Genomic DNA, 16,076 nt, shown 5'->3' on the forward strand with positions numbered 1-16,076 from the left:
CTATCTTAGGTTTGAAAGGACTTTTTCATATTTTCCTTCAACAGAAGACCAGTCCAGTACAGACCAGAATGCATCCAGGTAATCTGCTCTTTTATTCTGATAATTCAGATAATAGGCATGTTCCCACACATCTATTCCAAGGATTGGGAAGCCTCTGTTCGTCGAAAGAACATCCATCATAGGGTTATCCTGGTTAGGTGTGGAGCTTACTGCAAGAGAGCCATTGAATTTTACGTACAGCCAGACCCATCCGGATCCGAACTGAGCCAGACCGGTTTTCTTCATTTCCGCCTTGAGATCTTCAAGACTTCCAAAAGTTGCTGTTATGGCATCATTAAGCTGTCCTTCAGGATTTAACTTGGGCTGTGGAGAAAGGATCTCCCAGAATAAAGAATGATTATAGTGACCTCCGCCATTATTTCTTACAGCCGGACTATATTCACTTATTCTTTGTAGAAGGGAGTCCAGATCAGGGCTGGTCTCATTGGTCTGTGCTAAGGCGGCGTTCAGATTGTCCACATAGGCCTGATGATGGCGCTGATGGTGGATAGTCATTGTTTCTGTATCTATAAAAGGAGCAAGAGCATCATAAGCATAAGAAAGCTGTGGTAGTGTAAATGGTTTCATTGCATTTATTTTTTTGATTAATGTATCACAAAGGTAATAATATATTTAAATAAAACAACTTTTTAGTTGTTTTATATATGAAACGGTCTTAACATTGAAATTATTGTAAATGATGTATTTAAGCCTTTATTTTTGAGATTATAGAAAATGACTATCTTTGTTGTTGAAAAATAAAACAACCTAAATATTGTCAAATGAAGAAACCGGCGGCAGATCGTATCCTGATGTTTTTAAAAATGAGGGGAGAAGCCACTTCACTTCTTATTTCTGAAGAACTGTCGATAACCAAAGAGGGTGCGAGAAAGCATTTGCTGAACCTTGCTCAGGAAGGGCTGATACAGCCTCATGTGAAAAGTGAGGGAGTTGGCCGCCCGTCGACTTATTATGCGCTTACTGAAAAAGGATTAGCCCAGTTTCCGGATACCCATGCGGAAGTTACGGTTCAGCTGCTGAAATCGGTTAAAAACCTTTTAGGTGAAAACGCGCTGGATCTGTTGATCAGTGACCGGGAGAAAAATACGCACGAACGCTATGAAAAAGCTCTTTCCAAAACAAGATCCCTGGAACAGCGTCTGAGCGCCCTTGCTGAAGCACGAAGCAGAGAAGGCTATATGGCAGAATGGAAAAAAGAAGGAAAAGAATATTTTCTTATAGAAAATCATTGCCCGATATGTGCAGCAGCAGCAGAATGTCAGGGATTCTGTCGTGCCGAACTGTCGAACTTTCAATCTTTAATAGGAAAAGAATATACGGTTGAAAGGATCGATCATATTATTTCTGGAGGGCAGCGTTGTGTTTATAAGATCAGCTCATGATATAATAAAGCGGGTGGTGAATAGTGAATCTGCTTAGCAGTGAATTGTTATAACCATTATATTTGATTGCCGGTTACATGGTAAATCATTACTCATACTGATCAATACCTTGTCAATATTTCCATCAGCATCAGGATAGAAACCAGTTTTTTAGAAGACTGATATTCCGGGCTTAGCTGTTCCCTGATTTCGCCCAAAGCTTTGCTCAATTTATTGCTTACGGTTTTATTGCTTATTCCTAAGGCTTTAGCTGTTTCGTCTACAGACTTATTTTTCCGGATCCTCATATCATATACCTGCTGCTCTGTTGGGGAAAGCTGTGATACCACTTTATCAATCATGGACAATAAAGCTGAGATTTCATTTTCTTCCAGAATCTCAAAGTATTCTGTATCTGAAATATCCATTTCTACAGGCAAGTCAAACTCGTCAATACTTAGTGTTGAAGGGGATTTCTTATAGCTATTATAGTAATCCAGTATCCGATAATGCAGATGGCGGAGCAGATATCCTTTCGCGCTTTCCGATTCATCTGTTTGTATGGTATCCGTATTTTCAAGGATCTTTACCCATAGATTCTGAAGCAGCTCTTCCGAAACCTCTTTGTCCCTGGTTCTTACAAAAACAAAGCTGTAAAGACCATCCCAATACCGGTCATACAGCATCATAAATGCAGGGCGGTCGCCTGATTTTATTTTCCTTAATAAAGTATAGTCTGTTAGGTCCATATTGTTCCAACAAAATTACCTAAAGGAAAATTAACTTTTTGTGAACTTTGGTTATGGTAAAGTTAAATATTTCTGAAAATCGATGCTCAAATATGAATCTAATGTTGAATAAATGTAAAATAGGTTGAAAATAATCCAAATTACTATCTCAATATAAACAAAACGTTAAGAATTCTCTGGGGAAGTTTTTCATTTTCACAGTCTTATAGGTAGAAGCATCTGTGAATACGATGAAAATTTTATGAAACATCTGAACTATAAAAATATTGAGACTTTTGTTTTCAAATTGTGGGAGCGGGAAGTTTCGGGGCATAAGATCTCTGAAAAAGAAAACGAGATTTTAAAGGAATGGAAGAACCATGCAGAAAAAGATCTGGACCCATTTCATAGAATAGAGGTGAGAGAAAGAGTCCTTGCCGGCCTCGAACATTATTTTGAACTACCTGAAAGAAAAAAATATGGAAGAAGCTTTCAAAAGAAAGTCTATAGGATCGCAGCGATAATTGTCCTGCTGTTTTCATTAGGAGGGTTCTTTACTTATCATACATTTATCAGGCCGGATGTTTACCTTGCCGGACAGGGAAACCGTATCGTTCATCTTGAAGACGGGTCTGTTATTACCTTATTGCCCGGTGCAAAGCTTACTGTCGCAAAATCATTTCCTGCCTCTACCAGAGTAGTAAATCTGAAAGGGGATGCCGTTTTTTTCATAGCAAAATCAAAAGCGCATCCTTTCATTGTGCACGCAGACGGATTCAGTACCAGAGTATTGGGAACAGTATTTAAAATTACCCAATCCGGAAGGAAAAAGGCTGTGGATCTTTACGAAGGTAAGGTCGCTGTATCGTCTGAAGGAGTTCCTGTTTCTTATCTTAAACCTCATCAGAAATGGACCAATCTTGGAGTGGCCCGTACTACTGCTGTCATTTCATTTGCTCCTTCCAAAACTGTAGGAAAGCAGGTTCCTGAGCTTCTGTCATTAAGTTTTAACGATGTTCCTTTAAAAGAAGTTATTATGGTTCTGGAAGGCAATTACAGTACAAAGATCTATTATCCGAAAGAAGCTGAAAATAAAAAGATCACCGCAGATTTTACAGGCGGTACAATGGGAGAGAATATTGAATCACTGGCCTTTATACTGGGATTTGAAGTACAGAAAAAAGATAATACATACACCCTCAGAAAATAATTAAAAAGTAATAATCAGATAATCTTTAATCAAAGAGAACACTCACGTATGAAAAGTTTGAAATGTGGTCTTACCATAGCGGCGTTATTTTTTACTGTTGCGTCAGAAGCGCAGGAGCTGGTTCAGAAAGTATCATTTTCAGTACCGTCAAGCAGGTCATTAATTGAAGTTTTGGAAGAATTTGCCGGAAAAACAGGGATGAGGCTGGCCTATTCAAAAGTAGACATTAAGGAGCTGAAGGTAAAAGGAGTAAAATGTGAAAATTCCTCTGTCAATAACTGCCTGAAAGATATCATCAACGGACTTCCTGTAGTATTCCGTCTCCATGGAGATCTTATTTCAATAAAATATGAGCGTTCTAATGTTTCAATGCCGGGAAACGGACGAATCTCCGGGAAAATAGTTGACGACGTGGGAAATCCTGTTGCAGGAGCAGAGGTTAGCATTGCAGGAAAAACCATTGTAACAGATAATAATGGTGATTTTTCAGTAGATCTTCCTTCAGGAATCTATAACCTGACCATCAAAGCAGCTAAGTATTATACGCTTCGGGTAGAAAAACTGACGGTCATCAACAGAGAGACCAGTACAGTTTCATTCGCATTGAACAGAGCTTCTGATAAAATTACAGACATTAAAGAAGTGGTCGTTACTGCTACACGCAAAGCCGATACCCAGGCCGGATTACTGGCTCAGCAGAAAAAAGCGGCACAGATGAGCGACGGAATTTCTGCGGAGCAGATCGCTAAAACACCTGATAATGATGTGGGAGGAACCTTAAAAAGAGTAACGGGGATCACCACCATTGATAATAAATATGTAGTTGTGCGGTCTATGGGAGAACGTTGGAATACAGCTGCCATGGACGGGATCAGCTTGCCAAGCACAGAAACATATAATCAGAATTTCTCTTTTGATATTATTCCTACGGCCATGGTAGAAAGTGTAGTGGTGAGTAAATCTGCAACGCCTGATATGAATGCCAATTTTGCCGGAGGTTACGTGGAAGTAAGAACAAAAGATATTCCCAATGAAAACTTCACAACAGTAAGCATGGGAACATCCTATAATGACCAGTCAGCATTTAAAGAATTTCTTACCCGTAAAAGAGGTAAATATGATTATTTCGGATATGACGACGGAACAAGAGATTTCCCGAAAGGGCTTGAAGCGATGAGCTGGAATAATCCCGTGTTTTTTGAGCAGTCCAGGCAATTTACGAATGACAATTTCACCACGTATAAGACAAAAGGAGATATGGGTTCCGGTTTACAATTGGCATTAGGAAGAACTTATGCTCTTAAAAACAATAACAAGTGGGGATTTGCCGGAGCGTTTATTATCAGAAATGAACAGAATAAACTGGATATTGACCATACAGGAAGGGGAAACTGGCTGGATACGACCGGAGTACCTGATGCCGATGGAAAAATTCCTTTCTATAATTTTAAAAACCAGGGAGCATCCTATAATTATAATTCTACTGTAGCCGGAATGCTTAATTTCGGGTTACAGCTCAATAAAAGCAGAATCTCCTTTCGTAATTCATACACCCATATTTATGATAATACACTCACAAGAATTACAGGCTGGGACGAATATACAAGCGGAAGCGGTCTTCCTGCCAATGCTGAGGCTTCGTATAATTATTTTTATCATGGAATTATTCCTGATAATGATCCTTCACAAATTCAGTTTTTAGATAAGCCTTTCACCGGAAATACGAATTATCCTGTTTATCAGATGTTTTTGCAGAATAAACTGGAGGGGAATCATAAGTCCGGAAATATGGAAATCAACTGGTTTGCCGCCAGAACGGGAGTTTCATCAGATACCAAAGATTATACCCTGCACGAGACTCTGTATAGCTTTGTAGGACGTGAAATCTTAAGCTATCATGAGATCAATAATTCCTCAAGTGGCTTTGCAAGAGGATATATTGCCAGTAAAGAAACGGATTACAATTATGGAGCTTCTTTCAAATGGAATCTGGACAGGGAGAATTTTAAAAACGATATAAAAATAGGCTATGCCGGGGCTTCAAAGACTAATACAAACCGGCAGCAGAAGTTTTTGCTGAGGGTTGATGAAAACAGGAATGTTTCGAATCCCAATATTCTAAGCTTATACGGGGCTCTTGCCGATTGGTTCGATGGGTCCCATTATATACCCGGAGGAATCGGTTGGCAGACAAGGCCTCTGTACAGTAACGACAAATATGAAGGTAAGGTGGAGCAGCACGCCATGTATGTGATGTTTGATAACCGTTGGAAAAATAAATTCCGGTTGGTCTGGGGATTACGGGCTGAATATTTTAAATATGACCTTATTTCTCAGCAGTTGGAAGATCAGGATTCCAGGAATTTTACCCGATATGGCATTGATGATCAGCCATGGCAATGGATGCCCTCTGCCAATTTCACTTACAGCCCTACCAATAAAATGAATCTGAGGTTGGCTTACGGCAAAACTGTAATTCGCCCCCAGTTTAATGAAAGAACAGGATTGCCCTATTTTGATCCGATAGCCAATGGTCAGATCTATAATACAGAAATGGTATCGTCTGTGGTGAATAATTATGATTTTAAATTTGAATGGTTTCCGGGGCTGGGAGAAATATTCTCTGCAGGAATATATTATAAGAACATAGATCATCCTATTGAGCGTGAAGGTTTCATCTCCAATGAAGGGAATCTTTACCTCTATAATGGGAATTCAAAAAATGCGAAGCTGAAAGGGCTGGAAGCGGAAGTGAGAAAGAATTTAGGCTTTATTGCTCCGGACTCTTTTTTATCAAAGCTTTTTGTTAGTGGAAATTTTACCTGCAATGATACCAAAGTAATAGCCTTTAAAGACAGGGAAAAGAATGGAGACGGCGATGCTACCTATGAAGTGGACAGACCGCTTTACGGGCAGACCCCTTATGCCTATAATTTAGGATTAATGTATGATGGGGAAAGATTGGGGCTGAGCTTTTTGTATAATGCGAAAGGTGACCAGTATATCACAGTAGGATATGCCTATAACGGAGAGGAAATACAACGGGCGTATGCTGTGGCAGACGCACAGGTCTCTTATAAATTCCTCAGGAGCAGAAACCTTGAAGTGAAGCTGAACGTCAGAAACCTTTTCAACAGGGTAAAAGAATATTATAACAATTTTAATTCCTATGTCAGCAAAAAAGATGCGGGAAGTAATCTGGAAACAGTAAGAGAATCTATGGAACTGCTGCCCGGGGCAACGAATAAGTATGACAGGAATATTGACAAAATTCTGTTTCGTGCTTATAGTGGAAGGATATTCGGGCTAAGTGTGAATTATACTTTTTGATCACTTACTGTTGTAGAATAAGATTTTAAAAGCAGAGATTTTGGATATCTGGCTTCCTGCTTTGAAAAGATAAAGAGCTCTTGATATAGAAATGTACAGGTTTCGGTAGCCTGAACATGACCCGGATCAGTACTGATGATGCGCACAGCAGTACCTGGGCAGCCAAAAACCGGACGTTGCTGTATTTTCCCGGGCAGTAACGGATCCACAGGGAACCCGGCAGACCAGCTCCTCCTGGGATGCACAGGGCAACAAAAACCAAATCGCAGAAATATAGAGGCGGATATTTCTGAATATTAAAAATTTCCGGATACAAAATATACAGCCGGATCTATTAAAATTATAACAATGAAAAGATTAACTCTGATTGCAGCTGCTGCATTATCTCTTACTGCTTGTCAAAACGATCATATAGCAGACTCTTCAACTCCCTTCGAGATGAAACCTACTTCAGCTGAATACCTTACAGCCTCTTCACTTCCTGTCACTACAGTGAGTGGTCCGATTACTTCCAACACCACATGGAGCGGTGTAATAGAGCTTGATGGTACTGTAGCCGTTAAGAATGGAGCAACACTTACGATCCAGCCCGGAACTTTTATCAAAGCAAAACCTAATGCATCAGGGGAAGGTTCAGGGATCCTGGTTATTACTAAAACAGGTAAGATCAATGCTACAGGAACTGAATCTCAGCCGATTGTTTTTACAAGCTACAACCTTTTGGATGGAGACGAAGATACAACAGCCTCTCCAGGTGATTTCGGAGGAGTTATCCTTTTAGGTGATGCTCCTACCAATGTACCTTCTACAACAACGATCGAAGGATTAAGCGGTAGCGATTACTATTTCGGAGGTACCAACCCTTCTCATAATGCAGGAACAGTGAAATATGTACGTATCGAGTTTGCGGGTTATGACTTCGTGGGAGCGAACTCAGGTAATGAAGTGAACGCTTTAACCCTGGGCGGTGTTGGAAATGGAACGACTTTAGATCATATCCAGGTATCTTATGGGCAGGATGATTCTTTCGAATTTTTCGGAGGAACGGTTAATGCTTCCAATCTGATCTCTTTTGCTGCAGAAGATGATAATTTTGATTTTGACAATGGATATACCGGAACCATTACCTGCGCCCTTTCTTTAGCTGATTACAATTCGGCACATACTGTAAGCGGTGGAAGCCCTGATTCTAACGGTATTGAGCTGGATAACAATGCAACAGGGACAGCTACCTCACTGATTACAAACCCTGTTATCAACAATCTTACCATCATAGGAGCTAAATTCGGAACATCAGGGCAGGGAGCAGCATACGAAAATGCAATCCACATCAGAAGAAATGGTAAATTAACTTTAAATAACGCTGTAGTAACAGGATATCCTGTAGGAATCAGGGTAGAAGGAACAGGGTCTGAACTTTCTTCAGCATCTAATCTTTCTTCAATTCAGGTTCACGGCTTTACCACTTCCGTTATAGGAGCAGGTACTGCCGGAATCCCTGCTGCCAATCTTCTTACAGGAAGTACAGCTGCATTATGGGGAATGAGCCAGCCGTTCTTTAATGAAGGAAGCTGGAACGTATCTCCAAGAAACTGCGGAGGATTCCAGGGAACCTGGACAAAATACAATTTTGCGATTGTAGAATAAAAAAACTTCAAAAGCAGGGAAACAGTGTATGCTGATTCCTTGCTTTTATTCTTTAGAAAAATCTTAATAATCAGTATCATGAAAAAAATAATTTTATCATCTGTTCTTTTTTTGTCTCAACTGGCTATGGCGCAATCCCTGGTGTGGGAAAATACCTTTGATACTCCTGCTGATCTTCAGGGATGGACGTTCCATGATCTGAATAACAATAACAACGGATGGATTCAGGGACAGAATATTTATCACAACGGTACTTCTTTGGTTTATGGAAGTACGGGGGTTCTCAGACATTCTATGAGCCTGGTGCCGACTGGAAGTGCTACAGGATTTGCCACAGAAAATGACTGGATCATTTCTCCTCAGATAGATCTTACCAATACTGCAGGAACAATCACTCTTGCTGCCTATATCGGAAGACAGAGAGCTACACATACCATTCTTGGACGGGATCTTTACATCTTTGTAAGTACTCCTCAAAAAGAGGTTCCGGATTTGGCTGATTTTCAGGCTATGACAATAGATGCGTCAGGAAATGATTTGCCAAGTCCATATAAGATACAGGTGGGGGGATCAGACAATCCTTTTCCGGCTGATCTTACTCAGTTTGTAGAAAATCTTATCGATCTTTCAGCTTTTGCAGGAAAGAAAATCTATATAGGAATGTGGTCAAACAGAAAGCCGAACGGTAATAATATCCAGAATATCAATATAGATGAAATGGCTATTTATGCTACATCATTCCTGAATACAAAGGATATCAAAAATAAAGAGAATCTGACGAAGATAGCAGAAAACCCGGTAAAAGAATACTTATTACTAAAGCTTAGTCCGGTATTAAAAGAAAGCACAACAGTGGTTAATATCTATAATGGGGCCGGGCAGAAAGTCCTTACGGCTCCGTATTCCAGGTCTATCCATATAGAAGGTTTATCTGAAGGGATATATATAGCGGAAGTGACGGATGGAAAAATCACAGAGCGGCTGAATTTTATAAAAAAATAGTAAAAACAAAAACTGTTCTTTAGAATACTATGAAATTTTAAATATACAATAAAGGAGGTCTGTCTTTGAAAAAGAAAGGACGTCCGGAACATATCCAATTAGTTTTTTTATAATAATATATTGCCCTGCACAATGGGTGGGGCAATATTTTTAAAGCTCAAAATAAGATTAAAGATGAATAAGATCTTTGCATTACTATTATTTACCGTATTGTTTTCCTGTACAGACAATACTGTAATGGAGAAGTATGATAAAATACAAAAGCCGGGAGAAGTGACGGTTAAAGGATATTCTAAACCCGATGTTATTCAGCTGAAGTTTAACGGGGAACCTGTATCCATTAACGGACAAACTTCCTATACCAATAAAATAGAAACCAAGCTTCAGTTTGTACTGGATCAGGGAGAGATCAACAGGCTGGCAATATATAATAATGAAACAGGCTCGGAAATTATGAAATATAATATTACCTATGATAATGTTGAAGACTTTAAAAATTTATATTTCTTTAATTTACCGGATATCTTTTTGCAAACCAATGTTGTAAAGCCACAGGTAAATCTGGGAAAAGTAGGCTTTGAGTTTATTTTCCCGAACCTGGGTGAATACTCAGGATCCTCTCTGAAAAGCGTCAAAGGAGTTTTGAAAAGAGAAAATGGAGTAGTGCTGGCAGAATTTGATGATATTGGAAAGGATAATTTCACTCCCGTAAAAATCTATACTTCTTTCAGCTCAACGGCTCCGGTCTATCTTGAACTCTATAAGCCCGGAACTGCGGAACCTTATATCGGATCAGAAATAATAAATGTTAAGTTAAAGCAGCATATGGGAGCTAATATGATCGTACTTCAGGAAAAATCCGAAAATGGAGTATGGGTGGTAAAAGGGGACATCGATGTATCAGAATATCTGTAAACGGAATATGAACAGCTTTTTAAAAATTCAGCTTATTATCGCCATAGCTCTTCTCATCTCGTGTACGAACAATGATGAAGGAGCACCTGTATTTCCTGAAGGAAGTACAGAATCCGTCAATGTCTGGGTACAGGACAGTATGAGAAGGTATTATTACTGGGCAGATCAGATGCCCGCACAGCCTGATTATCATCTTCCGGTAAAAGATTTTTTTAAAAGTCTGCTGGTACCGCAGGATCGCTTTTCTTTTATCGTTAATACTGAAGACCCCTCCAGCTATCCCCGTTCCATCCGGAATATGTATGGCTTTGATTATACCGTTATTCAACGGGCAAATGGAGAAGTAGTTACTGTGGTTAAACTGGTTCTTAACAATTCCCCTGCATTCAATGCCGGACTTGAAAGAGGGATGATCATTACCAAAATCAATGGAAAGACACTGACAGCAGCTAATGCGGAAATGATGACTGCATCTATGAAAGATTTTATGGTTCTGGATCTTAGTGTTGGAAACTGGAAAGCTGGAAATATTGTTGATGAGAAGGAGATAAAAGTATATTATGGTTTCTCTTTTGAACAGCCTGTATTGTCTAAAATATTTCAAAAAAATGGTAAAAAAACCGGTTATCTTTATATTTATGACTTCCCGGACGGGATGACTCCGGTACTCAACCAGAAATTTGCAGAATTTAAAGCAGCCGGAGTACAGGAGCTGATCCTTGATCTGCGGTACAACTATGGAGGATCGGTATCTGCGGCGGCGGCTCTTTGTGCTCTGATCCCCTCGGGAATTTCCTCCGGTTCTCCGTTCATTATCTTTAAGGGAAATAAGAACGGAGGTGAAGTAAAAAGAACCTTCTCCCAACAAATCGCTTATGAACCTAAAATTATTGACTTCAATACATTACGTTCAAATGCACTGGCATTAAGCAGAATTTATATTCTTACATCAAACAGTACAGCTTCTGCAGCTGAGATCGTTATCAATAATCTGAAACCTTACCTGCAGGTTATCCAGATCGGAGATCTGACTTTAGGTAAAGATATGGCCGGATTTACAGTGGAAGACAGACGTAAACCCAGAAAAATTCCCTGGCAGATCCATCCTGTCATTTATAAGGTTTTTAATGCTGATGGTGCAGGGGAGTACAGCAACGGAATTCCACCACAGGTTGCTGTTAATGAATATGCTGTATTGCCTTTATTACCGTTGGGGAATCCTGATGAAACCTTAATTTCTTCTGTTCTGAACGGAACTTATCTCAAGTTCGCAGATAAAGAAATATCTCCCGAAGAAGTTAGAATTTTGTACCAGAGTGATGTACCTCCTATAGACGTGGGCAAAAGTGCGAAAAGATAGTAGTTCGCCTTTTCATTTACACTGAATTAATAATTAAAAAAAAGACCATGCAGGGAATAGAGCCAAAACTTCATACGAGCCTGACCAGCCGTATCGAATATTACCGCCTGCTGATAGAGGCGGCAGATGATTCTGAAATCCGGTCATCCGATATCAGCACACAGATCTCAGAATTAAGTTATCTGTATGATGAGTATTTGCTCAATAAGAAGAATCTTGAGCAAAGCATTAGAAATTATAGAGCGTATCATAATGATCTCAGAAAAAAACTTACTGTAAGGCTTCGGGAGCTTAAAAGAAAGGCGAAGCAGAAATAATCATGATATAGTGGTCAAGCAATCTCTTAAATATTATTATTTAAAAAACTTAGAGCCTGTTTAAATTTGTATTACAATATTATTTCTCGCTGATTTTGCAAATCTCGCTGATTTGATTTACGAATAATGATCTGCTGAATCGGCAAAATCAGCGGGAAAATAAAAAAATAAAGCATTAAATTAATTAGACAAAATGATTAGCAATTAAATTTAAACAGGCTCTTAATGATTTTCAGCCTGAAAGTTCTCTTCCAGATTAAGTTTTGACCGGCTTTTCCTACTTATTTATCCCGAAATTCATACATTTATGACATCAAATTGAAAGATGATGAATTTATGGATTTGAATCATACAGAATTATCCGGTTATTTGCATCTGTTTTGGAAATTTTCCTGGCTTCAATGGATCGCATTCAGTCTTATGATCAATGTTCTTCTCTATCTGTTTTCAATAGGACTGTATCTTTTCATCGATAAGACGTGCCGCAAAAATATGTTGCAGGAACGGGACCATCCTGTTACAGGATCAGATTTTTATTTCAGCCTTCTTACCATTATCTGCAATACTTTGGTGTTGCTTATTGGTGTCCTCTTATGGAAAAATGGTTGGATTGTACTTGGAGATGGGGGTTCAGTACCTATGGTCATTTTAGAAGCTGCCACACTGCTTTTTTTGATGGATCTTTTGATGTATTTCTTCCATTATGCCGTTCATTTACCTTTTGCCTATAAGCTTCTGCATGGGAAGCATCATGAGCATGTAAGTACCAATTATCTGAGCCTTTTTGTCCTTCATCCGCTGGAATGTGTTGGTTTCGGATTGATGATATTGGTTTTGCTGATGGGATATGACTTCTCAATTATTTCCGTTTCAATTTACCTGCTGATCAACCTTATCTGGGGAACAATAGGGCATCTGAACAGAGAGTTCTTTCCGGCTTCCTTTGACAGGCTTTTCATTGGAACGACCAGATTTCATAATCAGCACCATCTTGATGGAACTAAAAACTTTGGATTTTATACTTCTATCTGGGACAGGCTGTTCGGAACTTATAAGTGAGTGAAGAAAATTACAATATTCACAGGTAGCATGAAGCTTTGCGTTTCCATTAATTCTGTTTACTCAGAGCTGCTTTAATGCTGTCTTCAACGATTCTCCAGTCATATAAATGAAATACTCTGCCATTGCTCATCGCAACAAATACTCCTTTGGGAAACTTAGCTCCCAGATTAACATGAGCCACCTCAGAGCCATTGCTTTCACTTGTAGAAACCGGGATCTTAGCAATTTTTCCTTTTGCAGGATCCTCTCTCAGATATACATTGAATGTATCATTCTGCTGATTGGAGACCAGAATATATCCCGTTTCTTTGGACGTGGGATAAATGGGAATTCCTTCCACATCAGACTTAAAATCCCCCTTTCCAAACACCAGTAACTCTTCATTTCCCTTGTTCGGATCTGCAATATGGAAGCCACTGAAATGTAGCCCAATCAAAAGAACAGCTTTTATTAACCGGTGAAAGCTGTTCTGTAAACTTTTAAAGTATCCTCTGAACCGTGCCTGAAACCTCCATTCATGGCCCCTCTTACTTTTCAGATCCCAGGTTCTTCGCAATATGATCTCCTTCCATCAGAAAGGTCAGTTCATCACATCGTATAATCTGATCATCCTTAATCGTAAATTCAGCCAATACTTTATGGGATACCATACTTCCATCCTTTAATACAGATCTTACCACATGATTGGTGAAGATGATATTTCCATTTTCAGCATGGTTCAGGATTTCAACCTTTTGCCCGGCTGTCTTTTCTTTCAGCTTTTGGATATGCAGGACAAATTCGTCATAGTTCAGCCGGGTATGATCTACAAGCTGGACATATTGTTTGGAAAAGTACTTATCAATCAGGGCCGGATCAAAAACAGGGTTCTCAAGAACCTCAGTGAAAACCTGTTGGATAAAATGTTTCATAACTTTATTATTTTAAAACAAAATTACTTCCGGGTTTGATGACCGAACGATAACAATTGTAAAGAATTTACCGTTGATAAAACGATTTGATGCTTTCAAAAAAAAATGATCATAAAAAATGCCCTTAAGCCTTGATTTTCTCCTTATGTGAATTAAAGCGCTTCAATGAAATCTTTTGTGATAACAGTATTATCTGCGGTTCCTGATTCTGCTCAGTGAAACACTGGTAATTCCAAGATAGGATGCAATATAATGCTGGGGAAACCTGAGAAGAAGCTCCGGCCTGTTTCTGAGAAGCTCTTCATATCTTTGCTGAGGAGAATCTCTGATAAAGGACATAAGCCTTTTACTGATTTCGCTGAACCGTTTGTAAAACAGCATGTTGAAATTCTGCTGAAACTCAAATGTTTTCATCCATTCCCGAAACATTTCAACGGGGATTTCATAAACGACTGAAGGTTCCAGGGTTTCTATCAGAAACTCACTACGGGTTCCGTTCAGAAAGCTGTCAAAAGAAGCTACTGCCTGGTTTTCTGTGATAAATTCAAGGGTAAGCTCACGTCCATCGCTGTAAAAATATTCCCTTAATGCCCCGCTTTTGACCAGAAACATCCTGGCTGAGATCTGACCTTCGTTGAGAAGCAGGGTTTTTGCCGGATATTTTACTTCCTGAAACAGGTGGTTTTGAGCATTGATGAAGGCTTCTATGTCGGGTATTTGCATGGCTGAGATGATGAGGTTTCTTTGACCAACTGAAAGGACAGAAAATTCAGTGTGAAGAAGATAAGAGCAGCTCTTTTACTATTATTTTAGATTTTTCGATTAATTCATTTGATCTGTAAAGCTGGCTGGTAAGGATAGCGCTTTCAAAAAGAAGGTAAATATGATCTGATACAATGTCATTGTTAAGATCCATGTAAAAGGCATCTCTCAATGTTTTTTTATGACGGCGGATTACATTATGAATTTCTACTTTTTCACCCGGTATTTCTGATAGTATATTCAAAAAGCTGCAGCCTCTGAAGTCTTCTTTTTCATTCATATGGATGAGAAAATCAAATGCTTTCAGAAATTTCTCTTCAAGCGTCTGTGCTCCGGATACAAAACTTTCCAGCTCAGATACCCAGTAAGCATATCTTTTGTCGAGAAATTCGATACACAAATCGTCTTTTGATTTGAAATGCTGGTAAAAGCTTGCTTTAGATACGTCAGCATCATCAATGATCTGGTTGATACCGGTATTGTTATAGCCTTGTCTGTGAAACAGAATCATGGCGGTATCTAATATTCTTTCCCGGGGTTTTGCCATGGAGATAAATGTTTTTACAAATTTAAATAAAATAGGAACAGACTGGTCATTAATCCTTACTGTAAATGCTTAAGCCGGTTTTTACATGAATCCTCTTGAGTAATAAAGCTGTATAAGAAAAAACAATAAGGTAAAGAACCATACGATATAAGAGTGATACCGGAAGTTTTCCTTTAGGATATAGTGCAGGGCTTTAAATAACTTAAAGAGACCAATAATTCCTATAACGATAAATACCAGAAAAACAACAAAAAATATATAATCCCGGAAGCCATAGGTGCTGAGTTTATCAAAATGATCCAGATAGGACTCTACATTGATCGTATGTCCCAGAAACATTGCCGAAAGGATTAATATAAAAAACGGAGTTGAGGTATAGACGGTCGTATAGATAAAGGAAAAAAGTAATGTACGAAAGGTTGTTGTATTTACCTTTTCCCCCTTATACCATAATAATATCACACTGAATGATACGGCTGTAAAATTATTGATCAGAAATATGAATAAGGCTTTTTCCACCATACTCAATTCTTTGATCTTCGAAATAAAGTTTTGCTCTCCGCTGTAGTCCATCAAAAGTACGGAAACAATTACCGATGTATAAACCGAAAGCTTGATAGGAGAAAGGTAATCCCGGAAGCGTTCTGTTTCTTCCTTTTCCATTTCATGTACAGAAAAGTCATAACAACGGCGGGGGTCCTGAAACAATTTGTAAATAGTCACGGGAACCAGCAAAATTTCAATAATGATCTGCAGGCAAAGCTTTTCAAAGCTGTCAATCAGTTTTTCAAACATACACGAGTATTAAGGGAACAGGTTCAATATGCAATTTAAATAAATTTTAGATTGCCTGTCAAATAAAAC

The 16,076-nt window shown here is 38.9% G+C and carries 16 protein-coding genes; 9 read left to right on the forward strand and 7 right to left on the reverse strand.

Annotation, left to right across the window (positions count from 1 at the left end; translation table 11 throughout):
* Nucleotides 1-627, reverse strand: a complete 627-nt coding sequence (locus AC4IF5_RS18265) for a superoxide dismutase (protein WP_490737045.1) — start codon at nucleotides 625-627, stop codon at nucleotides 1-3.
* Nucleotides 628-821: 194 nt separating this feature from the next.
* Here AC4IF5_RS18265 and AC4IF5_RS18270 point away from each other — a divergent pair, with 194 nt between their 5' ends.
* Nucleotides 822-1,442 carry a helix-turn-helix transcriptional regulator gene (locus AC4IF5_RS18270; RefSeq protein ID WP_490737047.1) on the forward strand — a complete coding sequence of 207 codons (621 nt, stop codon included), beginning with the start codon at nucleotides 822-824 and terminating at the stop codon, nucleotides 1,440-1,442.
* 101 nt (nucleotides 1,443-1,543) lie between these two features.
* Here the strand turns inward: AC4IF5_RS18270 and AC4IF5_RS18275 are convergent, their stop codons facing one another.
* A complete protein-coding gene (locus tag AC4IF5_RS18275; RefSeq protein WP_490737049.1) occupies nucleotides 1,544-2,170 on the reverse strand; it encodes an RNA polymerase sigma factor in 627 nt (208 codons plus the stop codon).
* A gap of 241 nt (nucleotides 2,171-2,411) precedes the next feature.
* Here AC4IF5_RS18275 and AC4IF5_RS18280 point away from each other — a divergent pair, with 241 nt between their 5' ends.
* From AC4IF5_RS18280 to AC4IF5_RS18315, 8 genes are all read left to right on the forward strand, one after another.
* A complete protein-coding gene (locus AC4IF5_RS18280; protein ID WP_490737051.1) occupies nucleotides 2,412-3,359 on the forward strand; it encodes a FecR family protein in 948 nt (315 codons plus the stop codon).
* A gap of 48 nt (nucleotides 3,360-3,407) precedes the next feature.
* The gene (locus tag AC4IF5_RS18285) at nucleotides 3,408-6,689 is read left to right on the forward strand and encodes a TonB-dependent receptor (protein WP_490737053.1); all 3,282 of its coding nucleotides are present in this window, start codon (nucleotides 3,408-3,410) and stop codon (nucleotides 6,687-6,689) included.
* Nucleotides 6,690-7,037: 348 nt separating this feature from the next.
* Nucleotides 7,038-8,336: a beta-helix domain-containing protein gene (locus AC4IF5_RS18290; protein WP_490737054.1), complete on the forward strand. Its 1,299-nt coding sequence runs from the start codon at nucleotides 7,038-7,040 to the stop codon at nucleotides 8,334-8,336.
* A gap of 78 nt (nucleotides 8,337-8,414) precedes the next feature.
* A complete protein-coding gene (locus tag AC4IF5_RS18295) occupies nucleotides 8,415-9,338 on the forward strand; it encodes a T9SS type A sorting domain-containing protein (protein WP_490737056.1) in 924 nt (307 codons plus the stop codon).
* A 174-nt stretch (nucleotides 9,339-9,512) separates the two neighbouring features.
* Nucleotides 9,513-10,253, forward strand: coding sequence for a hypothetical protein (locus AC4IF5_RS18300; RefSeq protein WP_490737057.1), 741 nt, complete (start codon nucleotides 9,513-9,515; stop codon nucleotides 10,251-10,253).
* Nucleotides 10,254-10,260: 7 nt separating this feature from the next.
* Entirely contained in the window at nucleotides 10,261-11,613 is a 1,353-nt protein-coding gene (locus AC4IF5_RS18305; RefSeq protein WP_490737059.1) for a S41 family peptidase, read from the forward strand.
* A 47-nt stretch (nucleotides 11,614-11,660) separates the two neighbouring features.
* A complete protein-coding gene (locus tag AC4IF5_RS18310; RefSeq protein WP_490737061.1) occupies nucleotides 11,661-11,930 on the forward strand; it encodes a hypothetical protein in 270 nt (89 codons plus the stop codon).
* A gap of 336 nt (nucleotides 11,931-12,266) precedes the next feature.
* The gene (locus AC4IF5_RS18315) at nucleotides 12,267-12,989 is read left to right on the forward strand and encodes a sterol desaturase family protein (protein WP_490737062.1); all 723 of its coding nucleotides are present in this window, start codon (nucleotides 12,267-12,269) and stop codon (nucleotides 12,987-12,989) included.
* 49 nt (nucleotides 12,990-13,038) lie between these two features.
* Here the strand turns inward: AC4IF5_RS18315 and AC4IF5_RS18320 are convergent, their stop codons facing one another.
* The 5 genes from AC4IF5_RS18320 to AC4IF5_RS18340 form a co-directional block, all read right to left on the reverse strand.
* Nucleotides 13,039-13,428, reverse strand: coding sequence for a phytase (locus AC4IF5_RS18320; RefSeq protein WP_490737064.1), 390 nt, complete (start codon nucleotides 13,426-13,428; stop codon nucleotides 13,039-13,041).
* 91 nt (nucleotides 13,429-13,519) lie between these two features.
* On the reverse strand, nucleotides 13,520-13,903 hold the full coding sequence (locus tag AC4IF5_RS18325; protein WP_490737066.1) for a hypothetical protein: 384 nt from the start codon (nucleotides 13,901-13,903) through the stop codon (nucleotides 13,520-13,522).
* Between the two features lie 189 nt (nucleotides 13,904-14,092).
* Nucleotides 14,093-14,626: a Crp/Fnr family transcriptional regulator gene (locus AC4IF5_RS18330; protein WP_490737068.1), complete on the reverse strand. Its 534-nt coding sequence runs from the start codon at nucleotides 14,624-14,626 to the stop codon at nucleotides 14,093-14,095.
* A gap of 46 nt (nucleotides 14,627-14,672) precedes the next feature.
* Nucleotides 14,673-15,212, reverse strand: a complete 540-nt coding sequence (locus tag AC4IF5_RS18335; RefSeq protein WP_490737070.1) for a TetR/AcrR family transcriptional regulator — start codon at nucleotides 15,210-15,212, stop codon at nucleotides 14,673-14,675.
* Between the two features lie 81 nt (nucleotides 15,213-15,293).
* On the reverse strand, nucleotides 15,294-16,007 hold the full coding sequence (locus AC4IF5_RS18340; protein ID WP_490737072.1) for a hypothetical protein: 714 nt from the start codon (nucleotides 16,005-16,007) through the stop codon (nucleotides 15,294-15,296).
* Nucleotides 16,008-16,076: the final 69 nt, after the last annotated feature.

The organism is Chryseobacterium sp. UF-290, from assembly GCF_058245615.1.